General features: G+C 41.2%; 12 protein-coding genes. 10 read left to right on the plus strand and 2 right to left on the minus strand.

Translation table 11 applies throughout. The features are described 5' to 3' along the window. Nucleotides 1-61: 61 nt before the first annotated feature. Nucleotides 62-2,320: an ATP-dependent Clp protease ATP-binding subunit ClpA gene (gene clpA, locus IEZ33_RS14685; RefSeq protein WP_191600773.1), complete on the minus strand. Its 2,259-nt coding sequence runs from the start codon at nt 2,318-2,320 to the stop codon at nt 62-64. A gap of 21 nt (nt 2,321-2,341) precedes the next feature. Next, on the minus strand, nt 2,342-2,689 hold the full coding sequence (gene clpS / locus IEZ33_RS14690) for an ATP-dependent Clp protease adapter ClpS (protein WP_206696859.1): 348 nt from the start codon (nt 2,687-2,689) through the stop codon (nt 2,342-2,344). A 318-nt stretch (nt 2,690-3,007) separates the two neighbouring features. On the opposite strand from clpS, the gene IEZ33_RS14695 reads away from it, so the two are divergent. From IEZ33_RS14695 to IEZ33_RS14740, 10 genes are all read left to right on the plus strand, one after another. Further along, nucleotides 3,008-3,244, plus strand: coding sequence for a cold shock domain-containing protein (locus tag IEZ33_RS14695; RefSeq protein ID WP_191600774.1), 237 nt, complete (start codon nt 3,008-3,010; stop codon nt 3,242-3,244). Between the two features lie 128 nt (nt 3,245-3,372). Continuing rightward, a complete protein-coding gene (locus IEZ33_RS14700; protein ID WP_191600775.1) occupies nt 3,373-4,098 on the plus strand; it encodes a pseudouridine synthase in 726 nt (241 codons plus the stop codon). Further along, on the plus strand, nt 3,983-4,456 hold the full coding sequence (locus IEZ33_RS14705; protein ID WP_338040919.1) for an NUDIX domain-containing protein: 474 nt from the start codon (nt 3,983-3,985) through the stop codon (nt 4,454-4,456). Before IEZ33_RS14700 ends, IEZ33_RS14705 begins: the two co-directional genes overlap by 116 nt. Before the next feature lie 89 nt (nt 4,457-4,545). Beyond that, nucleotides 4,546-5,685 (plus strand): tRNA 2-thiouridine(34) synthase MnmA, encoded by a 1,140-nt coding sequence (gene mnmA / locus IEZ33_RS14710; RefSeq protein WP_191600776.1) that lies wholly within the window; start codon nt 4,546-4,548, stop codon nt 5,683-5,685. 17 nt (nt 5,686-5,702) lie between these two features. Beyond that, a complete protein-coding gene (hflD, locus tag IEZ33_RS14715; protein WP_191600777.1) occupies nt 5,703-6,329 on the plus strand; it encodes a high frequency lysogenization protein HflD in 627 nt (208 codons plus the stop codon). Nucleotides 6,330-6,524: 195 nt separating this feature from the next. Beyond that, entirely contained in the window at nt 6,525-8,747 is a 2,223-nt protein-coding gene (locus tag IEZ33_RS14720) for an NADP-dependent isocitrate dehydrogenase (protein ID WP_191600778.1), read from the plus strand. 90 nt (nt 8,748-8,837) lie between these two features. Next, nucleotides 8,838-9,362: a M48 family metallopeptidase gene (locus tag IEZ33_RS14725; RefSeq protein WP_191600779.1), complete on the plus strand. Its 525-nt coding sequence runs from the start codon at nt 8,838-8,840 to the stop codon at nt 9,360-9,362. Nucleotides 9,363-9,479: 117 nt separating this feature from the next. Further along, on the plus strand, nt 9,480-10,874 hold the full coding sequence (gene purB / locus IEZ33_RS14730) for an adenylosuccinate lyase (protein ID WP_191600780.1): 1,395 nt from the start codon (nt 9,480-9,482) through the stop codon (nt 10,872-10,874). 128 nt (nt 10,875-11,002) lie between these two features. Next, nucleotides 11,003-12,202 carry a cupin domain-containing protein gene (locus tag IEZ33_RS14735; RefSeq protein ID WP_191600781.1) on the plus strand — a complete coding sequence of 400 codons (1,200 nt, stop codon included), beginning with the start codon at nt 11,003-11,005 and terminating at the stop codon, nt 12,200-12,202. Nucleotides 12,203-12,211: 9 nt separating this feature from the next. Next, nucleotides 12,212-12,628 (plus strand): GNAT family N-acetyltransferase, encoded by a 417-nt coding sequence (locus tag IEZ33_RS14740; RefSeq protein ID WP_191600782.1) that lies wholly within the window; start codon nt 12,212-12,214, stop codon nt 12,626-12,628. The last annotated feature ends 40 nt before the right edge of the window (nt 12,629-12,668 follow it).

The following is a 12,668-nucleotide window of genomic DNA, read 5'->3' on the forward strand; positions in this document are numbered from 1 at the left end:
TAAGACATAAAAAAACCGGATAATATCCGGTTTTTTTATGTCTATCTAAACCACTCGATCGCTAATGGTGCAGTAACTTTTCTTCCTCGATCGTTAATAGTAATTCATCCTTCCCTTCATCAAGCGTTGCTTTAACAACACCACCACCATCTAAACTTCCAAACAAAATCAGTTCAGCCAAGGGTTTCTTTAGATGCTCTTGTATTACTCGAGCCATAGGCCTCGCCCCCATTGTTTGATCGTATCCCTTACTCGCCAACCACCCTCTTGCGGTATCGGCAACGTCAAGGAGAACAGACTTTGGATCAAGCTGAGCTTGCAGCTCTACTAGGAACTTATCCACAACGTTAAAGATAACTCTTTCATCAAGCTGCTTAAATTGAATTACGGCATCTAAACGGTTTCGAAACTCTGGCGTAAAAGTACGACTGATAATTTCCATACCATCGGTTGAATTATCTTGACTTGAGAAACCAATTGAACGTTTTGCAAGCACTTCAGCGCCCGCATTAGACGTCATGATCAAAATAACATTCCTAAAGTCTGCTTTACGCCCATTGTTGTCTGTTAGGGTTCCATGATCCATAACTTGAAGCAATATATTAAACACTTCTGGATGGGCTTTTTCTATCTCATCCAGCAATACAACACTGTGTGGGTTTTTAGTAACGGCTTCCGTTAATAAACCGCCTTGATCAAAGCCAACATAGCCTGGTGGCGCACCGATTAAACGAGATACGGCATGACGCTCCATATATTCAGACATATCAAAACGAATTAACTCAACACCAAGTTGCTTTGCAAGCTGGCGAGTTACTTCTGTTTTGCCCACCCCTGTTGGACCAGCCATAAGAAACGAACCAATTGGTTTTTGATCCGGTTTGAGGCCAGCACGTGACAACTTAATCGCGGCGGATAAGGACTCAATCGCACCGTCTTGCCCAAACACCACCATTTTAAGGTTGCGTTCTAGGTTAGAAAGCACTTGCCTATCATCTGAATTAACCGCTTTTACCGGTACACGAGCAATTTTTGAAACAATATCTTCTATTTCAGTAACACCAATAACCTCTTTACGCTTTTCTTTGGGCTGCAAGCGCTGGTATGCGCCAGCTTCATCGATGACATCGATGGCTTTATCTGGCATATGACGATCTGTAATGTAACGCGAAGCCAACTCGGAAGCGGCTAATAGCGCCGGTTCTTCATATTTAATTTGATGATGATCTTCAAAAGAACCAATAATACCTTTCAGTATTTGATAGGTGTCTTCAACACTTGGTTCATTTACATCAATTTTTTGGAAACGCCTGGCAAGCGCATGATCTTTTTCAAAAACACCTCTAAATTCTTGAAAGGTTGTCGAGCCAATACAACGTAAATCACCGGAGCTCAGGGCTGGTTTAAGCAGGTTTGACGCATCCATCACGCCCCCAGAGGCCGCACCAGCACCTATAATAGTGTGAATTTCATCGATAAACAAAATGGCATTCGGTTGTTTCTTCAAATCATTCAAAAGCTGTTTCAAACGTTTTTCAAAGTCACCACGGTATTTGGTGCCAGCGAGCAAAGCCCCCATGTCTAAAGAATAAACCACTCCATCTTGAATAACATCAGGCACTTCATTATCGACTATTCGTTTTGCCAGCCCCTCTGCGATTGCCGTTTTACCGACACCTGATTCGCCAACCAAAAGGGGGTTATTTTTGCGGCGGCGTGACAGAGTTTGCACCACTCTTTCGACTTCGTATTCACGACCGATTAGTCTATCAATCTTTCCTTTCTTAGCTTCTTCATTGAGGTTTGTGGCGTATTTTTGTAATGGAGCAACATTACTATCATCTTGCTCATCCTCTTCTTTGTCTTCTGCTGAGGCTTGATCCCCTACTTTAGAGATCCCATGAGCCACAAAGTTCACAACATCAATACGAGCAACACCATGGCGCTTGAGCAAATAAACGCCCTGACTTTCTTGCTCACTAAAAATAGCCACTAAGACATTAGCGCCTGTTACTTCTCTTTTACCAGAGGATTGAACATGAAAAACGGCACGCTGGAGAACGCGCTGAAAACCAAGAGTTGGCTGAACTTCTCTCTCCGCATCATCCTCTGGTATTAACGGCGTTGTACTGTCTACAAACTCCTCTAACTCCTGTTTTAAAACATCCAATGCGACACCACAAGCGGACAAAACCGAAGACGCCGCATGATTTTCTATTAAAGCCAATAAAAGGTGTTCGACCGTCATAAACTCATGACGTTTATCCCTAGCTGTTTTAAATGCGTTATTTAAGGTTTGCTCTAGTTCTTTATCTAGCATAGTAGTAACCTCACCATTAAGTCAGTCAACTTGTTGCAAATCACACATTAAAGGATGCTCATTTTGTTGAGCAAACTGCTGCACCATTGCCACTTTCGTTTCTGCAACGTCAAAAGTAAATACGCCGCAAACCCCCTTACCTTTAGTATGAACCTCCAACATAACTTGCTTCGCTTTTTCTGTATCCAAAGAAAAGAAACGCTGCAAAACAAAGACAACAAAATCCATTGGCGTAAAATCATCATTAAACAAAACAACCTGATACATAGAGGGTGGCTTTAACTGCATTTCTTCTTTAGATATAGCAACCACTGAATGACCTTGCTGATCATCTTCTAATCCTAGTCGAATTTTTTGCGCTGTAATCATCCTCAATCTCTAAATAATGTAAAAGTTTAAAAAAGTATTCAAATTATGTGTTCTTACTTAGTTAATTGGCATTTTTTACCGAAAATCAATTCACCTAAGTAAGTAATTTTTACTTGTAATCAGTCTAGCACCTTATTAATCAGTAAAGTTTGCATAAATTGCGATTTTACCAGCGGCATTTTGAGACACTTTTGCGATTTTTATAAAATAAATAAAAACTTCGACGCTCTTTTTTGTTTTTTCCATAAAATACACTATGGTTAAGTTATTGTTTCTTTTTTGTCGTTACATTAACTCTGTATTATGTTGGAGAGAAAAATGCACACTGGAACAGTGAAATGGTTCAATAATGCAAAAGGTTATGGTTTTATCGTATGCGATCAATTTGAGGAAGACTTATTTAGTCACTATTCAGCCATCAACATTGAAGGCTATAAAACACTAAAGTCAGGCCAGCAAGTTGTGTTTGAAGTTACCCCTGGAGAGAGAGGCCTACATGCGATCAACATATCTCCTCAACAAGAAGAGGAAAAAGACCAAACAGCAGAATCCTAACTTACAAAAAGGTGACACAAACAGAGATAAAGGAAAAGAACAAAGATACTAAACTTGGGTATACAGGGTGAATATTCAAACTAGATCTAACATAATAGGTTTACTATAAATACCTAATATGGAATCTAATGACAGACCTTATCTTGTTTAATAAGCCGTTCCAAGTACTAAGTCAATTTAGTAAGGAAGGAGACAAAGCGACTTTAGCTGACTTTATTAGTCTACCAGACGTTTACCCAGCTGGCCGATTAGATTTTGACTCAGAAGGACTTATGCTACTAACGTCCAATGGCGCTCTGCAGCATTTAATTGCTTCTCCACAGTTTAAAATGCCCAAAACGTACTGGGCTCAAGTGGAAGGCATCCCGTCAGACTACGCCTTATCTCAACTGGAAGCAGGTATTGAGCTGAAAGATGGGGTAACCTTACCAGCTAAGGTCAAACGAATTTTTCCGGACAATATCCACGAAAGAACCCCTGCAGTTCGTTTTCGTCAATCCATCCCTACCTCCTGGATTGAATTACAAATACACGAAGGCAAAAACAGGCAAGTTAGGCGAATGACCGCCGCTGTAGGCTATCCCACCCTCAGATTAATAAGAGTGGCTATAGGCCCTTACTCTATTGAACACAACAATGTATCCGTTGGAGAGTGGAAAAAAGAGCCTATCTCCTCTGAACTTACACAACAGGTAAATTTATTTGAACAACGAAAAAGTAAAAAAACATCTACCTCGTTTGACCGTCGCCGCCATAGTAGTCAAGCAAGAAAAAAACCGATCAGGAAAAACGATCAAGAAATATTTGATGGTAAAAGAGTGGCAAGAAAAACCAACAAAACAGTTAGTCGTTAATCAACCTGCTGGTCACGTTGAAAACCATGAAACATTAGAAGATGCTATCATCAGAGAAACACACGAAGAAACAGGATGGCAAGTAAACCCAACTCATTTACTGGGGCTATATAGCTTCACCCCAACCAAAGACTCTGCAACCTACCATAGGATTTGCTTTATCTGTGAGCCAATTAAAAAAAATCAACACACCTTAGACCCTGACATAGAGAGTTGCACGTGGTTGACTAGAGAAGAAATACTCTCATTACCATTACGCAGCCCATTGGTCGAACAGTGTATTGAAGATTACGAAAATGGCCTTATATCTCCTTTAAATTTGCTGAATAACGTCCACTTGACGGCCTATGATAATTAATCACATAAGGTACAATAGTGCTAAAAGATTTGAACCTATACTTTCAAACCTTTATCCCTAGATGACTATAATTAGATGAATACAATTAAATGAATATACATACCACATCCCCGAAAACGCCATCAAATTCCGACAAAAAAGTGATTGTTGGTATGTCTGGAGGTGTCGACTCCTCTGTTTCTGCTCTTCTCTTGATACAACAAGGCTATCAAGTGGAAGGGTTATTTATGAAGAACTGGGACGAAGATGATGGTACAGAATACTGCACAGCAAAAGACGACCTTGCTGACGCCCAAGCAGTTTGTAATACGTTAAACATACGTCTTCATACAGCCAACTTCGCCTCTGAATACTGGGATAATGTGTTCGAACATTTTCTAGAAGAATACAAAGCTGGTCGTACGCCAAATCCAGATATTCTTTGTAATAAAGAGATAAAATTCAAAGCGTTTTTAGAATACGCCTTGGAACTGGAAGCTGACTATATAGCAACAGGCCATTATGTCCGCCGTGGCGAACTTGACGGTAACGCCACACTTCTAAAAGGGCTAGATACGAACAAAGATCAGAGCTACTTCCTCTATGCTGTCGGTAAAAATGAAATAGCCAAAACATTATTCCCAGTCGGAGAACTAGAAAAACCTGAAGTGCGCCGCCTAGCGGAAGAATATAAGTTAATCACGCACAACAAAAAAGACAGCACAGGCATTTGTTTTATTGGTGAGCGCCGCTTTAAAGACTTTCTAGAGCAATACTTACCCGCTCAACCAGGTAAAATAAAGACGCTAGAAGGTGACACTATTGGTAAACATTCTGGATTGATGTATCACACGATAGGTCAGAGACAAGGCCTTGGCATTGGTGGTTTAGCCAATTATTCAGACGACCCTTGGTATGTTGTTGAAAAAGACTTAAAAAATAATGTCTTACTTGTGACACAAGGAGGTGAGCACTCATCTCTTTATAAAACCCACTTAATTGCTGATAATATGGACTGGGTTGCTCTTGAAGCACCTTCTATGCCATTGAAATGCAAAGCCAAGTGTCGTTATCGCCAAGCAGATCAGGAATGTACCATCATGTCATTAGGTAAAGGGCGCTATGAAGTAAGCTTTGTAGAACCCCAAAGAGCAATTACACCAGGCCAATCTGTGGTATTTTACCTTGATAATTTATGCCTTGGTGGCGGTATTATTAACCAAGCTTTTAACAAAGAGCAGCAATTATAAATAGGCAAAACACTATCGTGAGTAATCGAGAAAAAGATCAAGTCATTGCCTTGTCCGCATTATTCCAAGCGGCTGAATTGGTAACAAAAATTGCTAAAACAGGGCAGGCAGATCAGACCTTACTAACCCCTCTTTTAGACAGCGTTCTAATAATGGATGCGGCTAATACGTGCGATATTTATGGCGGCGAGTGGGAATGGTCAACAAACCTCAGCCAGGGTAAAAAGCTGTGTAAACAGACATTGGGCAATGATAGAAGCGCTGTCGACCCAGATATCATTCGCTACGCTCTTAGCCTGCTTCATCTTGAAGCCAAGCTGTCTAAAGATAAAGAGATGTTATCGTTAGTTGGGCAAAAACTGGATCACTTGGTGCGCCAACGAGAGCACTTTGACTCCAGCACCCATAGTAATATGATTGCCGCTATGTCTGGCCTCTATCAAGACACGCTCAGCACCTTAAGCTTTCGAATTCAAGTTCAAGGGGACAGTCGATATTTGCAACAGAACCCTATTTCAGAACAAGTTAGAGCCATATTATTAGCTGGCGTAAGAGCAGCCATTTTATGGCGGCAACTCGGCGGTAGGCGCTGGCACTTTTTAATCAAACGTAAATCATTAGTCGCGGCTCTTGAACGTCGATAAAAGTAAATCACTTATAAAAATTGCGAGTATATCGTTAACCAATACATATCTTGTTGGTTTTTTATGTACTATATGTACTCGAGAATGATGACCTGATCGCTCAAGGCGAAATCATCAACAAAAACAAGACTCTATTTGATTAGCAATTATCACTAATTCAATTGGTTAAACCGATCATAATGTTAGGGGAAACACATGTCAGATAATCAAACTATCTACTATACACTTACAGATGAAGCTCCTGCTCTTGCAACCGCTTCACTACTACCGATTGTTCGTACTTTTACCAAGGAAGCAGGTGTTGCAGTTGAATTAACTGATATTTCACTTGCTGCGCGAATTCTTTCTGCGTTTCCAGAATCCTTAACACCAGAACAACGTGTTGTAGATGGGTTGCAGTTTTTGGGCGAACTTACTTTAGACCCCGCAGCCAACATTGTAAAACTACCAAACATCAGTGCTTCAATTCCTCAGTTAACAGCGGCGATTAAAGAGCTTCAATCTCAAGGCTATGCTGTGCCTAGCTATCCAGAAGCGCCTTCAACAGATGAAGAAAAAGCCATTCAAGCCGGTTACTCAAAAATTCTTGGCAGTGCTGTAAACCCTGTATTACGTCAAGGTAACTCCGACCGTCGTGCGCCAGCGGCTGTTAAAGCATTCGCTCGCAAAAACCCGCATTCAATGGGGAAATGGAGCAAAGCATCTCAATCACACGCTGACTACATGCGTGACGGAGATTTCTTCTCTAGCGAACAGTCTGTAACAATAGAAAAAGATCAAAGCGTTCGCCTTGAATTCGTCTCTCAATCAGGCGAAGTGACGCTTAAGAAAACCTTGCCAGTGATTGCTGGAGAAGTGCTTGATAGCATGAACATGAGCTGCACTAAGCTACGTTCATTTATTGAAGAATCACTAAAAGAGGCAAAAGAAAGCAACATCATGTGGTCTTTGCACGTTAAAGCAACCATGATGAAGGTTTCACACCCTATTGTATTCGGTCACGCTGTTACTGTTTTCTACAAAGACGTGTTTGAAAAATACGGTGATCTATTTAAAGAAATTGGCGTAAACCCGAACAACGGTTTGGGCAATGTATACGATAAAATCAAATCGTTACCAGAAGCCAAACAAAAAGAAATTACGGCCGCTATTGAAGCATGTTACGAAACTCGCCCTGAATTAGCGATGGTTGATTCAGACCGAGGCATTACTAACTTACATGTACCAAGTGACGTAATCGTTGATGCTTCTATGCCTGCAATGATTCGTGGATCGGGTAAAATGTGGGGCCGTGACGGTCAACCTAAAGACGCGAAGGCTGTTATGCCTGAGTCCACTTACGCACGAATTTATCAAGAAGCGATTAACTTCTGTAAAACAAATGGCGCGTTCGATCCAACAACAATGGGTACCGTACCAAACGTTGGCTTAATGGCTCAGAAAGCCGAAGAATATGGTTCTCACGATAAAACATACGAAATCGCTGAAAATGGCATCATGCGTGTTGTTGATGAAAACGGTACAGTGCTAATGCAACATAACGTTGAGCAGGGTGATATTTGGCGCGCATGCCAAACAAAAGATGCACCGATTCGCGATTGGGTAAAGTTAGGCGTAACGCGTGCTCGCCAATCAAACACGCCAGCCATTTTCTGGCTAGAAGACGAACGCGCACACGATAACGAACTTCGTAAAAAAGTTGAAGCCTATTTAAAAGAGCATGATTTAGACGGTGTTGATGTTCGCATTATGCCTTACAACGAAGCCATTCGCTTTACTATGGAACGTGCGGTGCGTGGTTTAGATACCATATCAGTAACGGGTAACGTTCTACGTGATTACCTAACCGATTTATTTCCGATTCTTGAGCTAGGCACCTCAGCCAAAATGCTATCTATCGTACCAATGCTAAATGGCGGCGGCATGTATGAGACCGGTGCTGGTGGCTCTGCACCAAAACACGTACAACAATTAACCCAAGAAAACCACTTACGTTGGGATTCTCTTGGAGAATTCTTAGCCATTGCTGTTTCTTTAGAAGAGCTTGGCATTAAGAACAACAATGAAAAATCCATTGTTCTAGCAAAAGCGTTGGATAAGGCCACAGAGCGCTTATTGGATACCAACAAGTCTCCATCTCGTAAAACAGGCGAGCTTGATAACCGCGGCAGCCATTTTTACCTAGCGCTTTACTGGGCACAAGAGCTTGCCGGTCAAACTGAAAACGCCGAATTAGCGGCTAAATTTACTTCATTCGCCGCCAACCTTGCAGAAAATGAAGCTAAAATCGTTGCAGAATTGAATGGTGTCCAAGGTAATCCAGCAGAATTATCTGGTTACTATCATATTGACCTTGAGCAAGTTGCTAAAGTAATGCGCCCAAGTGCAACTCTTAACGCCGCTCTAGAAACGGTTTAATTTACAGTTAAATAGTTAATTTTAGCGCTGCGAAAAAACCCAAACGATCTTTTCGTTTGGGTTTTTTATTTACTAAAATCGACGAGAAATATGAACACACTTAAGTATCTCAATCAGTATTCCAAAGAACTACAAGCGCAAGTGTTAACACTCATTGAAACAAACAAGCTGACAGACCACATCCGCAAGCAGTACCCAATGCCCCATCAAGTCAATAACGATAAAATGTTACGCGAGTTTACCCTCGAATTAAAAAATCGTTATCTCAGGAAGTCAGACCCTTTAAGTAAGGTTGTTTATGACAATAAAATCCATGTGGTAAATAACGCCCTTGGATTACATAGTTACGCGTCACGCGTTCAAGGGAGCAAGCTGAAGAGTAAAAATGAAATACGCATCAGTTCCGCTTTCAAACGAGCGCCCGAAGCGTTCCTAAAAATGATTGTCGTACACGAATTGGCTCATTTAAAAGAAAAAGACCACAACAAAGCCTTCTATAAGTTGTGTTGCCACATGCTGCCGAACTACCATCAGCTAGAATTTGATATGAGACTTTATCTAACTCATATAGAATTTATTGGAGAGATATATCCGTCAGGAGATCAAAAATGTTAAGACTCTTTGAACAATCACACACAATTGATCAAAGAATGCGCTTACTATAATGGCTTCCAAGCCCCCTTTTGCCTATAATAGCCGCTCCCTGAAAATCATGGTCGAGGCTCTTTCTCAATGCAACAAATAGGCTTTACAGAACTCTCAAGTTTAAACGCTATCTCTCCAATTGATGGCCGGTATGGCGCAAAAACTCAAATTCTTCGTCGCTCCGTAAGTGAGTACGGTTTGTTAAGAATGCGAGTGTTAGTCGAAGTTAGATGGCTACAAGCACTGTCTAATCACTCTGAGATACAAGAAGTTCCCGCATTAAGCGATTCTGCAAATCAATTTTTGAATGAACTGGCGGAAAACTTCAGTGAAGCAGATGCTCAAGCAATCAAAGACATCGAGAAAACCACAAACCACGATGTTAAAGCAGTAGAATACTTCATCAAAGGCAAAATGGAGACAGTGCCAGAACTTGCGGCCGTTTCAGAATTTGTGCATTTTGCTTGTACTTCGGAAGACATCAACAATCTATCTCATGCACTTATGCTTAATGAAGCTTTAAATGAGGGTATTCTTCCTGAATTAAATAATGTTGTGAGTGCCATTCAGACTCTGGCACACGAGCATGCTGAGCAATCTATGCTATCTCGTACTCACGGCCAAACGGCATCACCAACAACTGTTGGCAAAGAAATGGCGAATGTCGCCGCTCGTTTAGCTCGTCAAGTGAAGCAAATCAAGCAAGTTGAATTTTTAGGTAAGATTAACGGTGCGGTTGGCAACTATAACGCCCACCTTTCCGCTTACCCAACCATTGATTGGCAAGCGCATGCAGAAAAGTTTGTTACCTCACTTGGTTTAACTTGGAACCCTTACACAACTCAAATCGAACCACACGATTACATTGCTGAGTTGTATGATGCGCTGTGTCGCTTTAATACCATTTTGATCGACTTTGATCGCGATGTTTGGGGTTACATCTCCATGGGATTCTTCAAGCAAAAAACCATTGCCGGTGAAATTGGCTCATCCACTATGCCACATAAAGTCAATCCAATTGATTTTGAAAATTCAGAAGGTAACTTGGGGATCGCCAATGCCATCATGGGACACCTGAGCGCTAAACTTCCAATTTCTCGTTGGCAGCGAGACTTAACAGATTCTACCGTTTTACGTAATCTTGGCGTTGGTTTAGCCCATTGCCTAATCTCTTATCAAGCCACCTTAAAAGGGATCAGTAAATTAGAAATCAATAAGCCTCGTCTAGAACAGGACCTTGATTCTGCATGGGAAGTACTTGCCGAACCAATCCAAACAGTTATGCGTCGTTACGGTATTGAATCTCCGTACGAAAAACTAAAAGAACTCACCCGCGGCCGAACCATTGACCAAGCCACAATTGAAGCGTTTGTTGATACGTTAGAACTGCCTGAAGAAGCGAAGCAGCAATTAAAAGCGCTTACACCAAGTAATTATATTGGTAATGCCGTTGCTCAAGCAAAAAATATCGACGCAGTATAAACACACACGCTGCGTTTGCGTGCTAATCTAGTATTGAATTTATTTAACTCTAGATAAACAAGAAAAGAGCCGATTCATCGGCTCTTTTTTATTTACCTTAATTTTCATATTACACACAGAGACACAACATGAGCACACTGGATTCTCCTATTTCCATTTTAGGTGGCATGACTATTCGGACTTTTATGGAAGAATATTGGCAGCAAAAACCCTTAGTCATTCGAGGGGGATTAGTCGACTTCCCACTGCCTTTGGAAGCGGATGAATTAGCAGGCTTATCAATGGAAGAGGAAGTAGAATCTCGCATTGTTATCGAAAATGGCCATACACCTTGGGAATTACAACAAGGTCCATTCAATGAAGATACTTTTGCTAATCTTCCTGAAACTGAGTGGACGTTACTTGTGCAAGCTGTCGATCATTGGGTGCCAGAAATCCAAGAGTTAAAAGAACGCTTTCATTTTTTACCCAGCTGGCGTCTAGACGATGTTATGGTAAGTTACGCAACAGAAGGCGGGAGCGTTGGTCCACATTTCGATCAATACGATGTTTTTCTCATTCAGGTGGCTGGCGCACGCCGTTGGCAGGTACTGTCTCCTTCGCAGTATAAAGACGCACCAATCAAAGACATACAATTGCATATTTTATCGGAATTTACTCCAGATAGTACACAAGAATACGATTTACAACCGGGTGATATTCTCTATTTACCTCCCAACTTTGCACATAATGGCAGAGCCTTGGATAACGACTGTATGACCTATTCTATCGGCTTTAGAGCGCCTAGTATTCAAGATGCACTCACCGGAATGCACGACCAACTTATCGAGGAAACAGATGAAAAAAGACGCTTTGCGGCTCCTGGCGTTTTCAAAGAATTACATCATGCTGCGATTGATTCAGAGGACATACAATACCTCCACTCAGAGCTATCAAAACTATTAAACCAGCCAGAAAAACTATTAGATTGGCTGGGACAGAATATGAGTGATGTAAAATACCCTGAATTTCAAAAGACGTTAACAGCAGAGGAAGTTTCACAAGCCTTAAACCAAGCTAAATCTGGTGCGGCCTTTTTTCGTCCAGGTGATGCTAGAATCTGTTATGCAGAATCATTCACTCATCCTGAACAGATCAAAGTTTTCTGCAACGGCGACAATCTCTTGGTTGATAAGTCACTAGAAAGCCTTATTCAAGCCATATGCGATCAGGTAGAATTTGATTTTACTGAATTAGATTTTAGCCAACACGCTGATTTAGAACCCATGTTAAGGTTTTTATTTCAGGCTCAAGGTCTTGTCGAGCTAATTGAAAACGAAGAGTTATAAGGATTTCTCATGAAAGTATTAACGACTGATTGGAACAGCAGCAAAGCGCAACTGCAATTTGTACGTAAGCAAGTATTTATTCTTGAACAAGGTATCGATGAGCAAGATGAATGGGATGCGCATGACGAAACTTCAGTGCATTTTGTTTCTTTTGGTACCACGGCCGTTCCAACGGGTGTGGCAAGATTAACGTCGAATGGGCAAATTGGTCGTATGGCGGTTTTACCCAGTTACCGTCATCAAGGCTACGCGTCATTAATTCTACGTAAAGCGATACAAGTCGCACGCGAAATGGGACATCGAAAAGTATTCTTGCATGCGCAAACAGATGCGCAATCTTTCTATGAAAAACAGGATTTTACAACCAATGGGAAGATGTTTTTAGAAGCAGGAATTTTTCACGTTTTAATGGAAAGAGACATCTAATATTTTCTTTCATCTAATATTTTCTTTCATCTAATAAAAA

This window comes from Marinomonas algicola (assembly GCF_014805825.1).
Lineage (GTDB): Bacteria > Pseudomonadota > Gammaproteobacteria > Pseudomonadales > Marinomonadaceae > Marinomonas > Marinomonas algicola.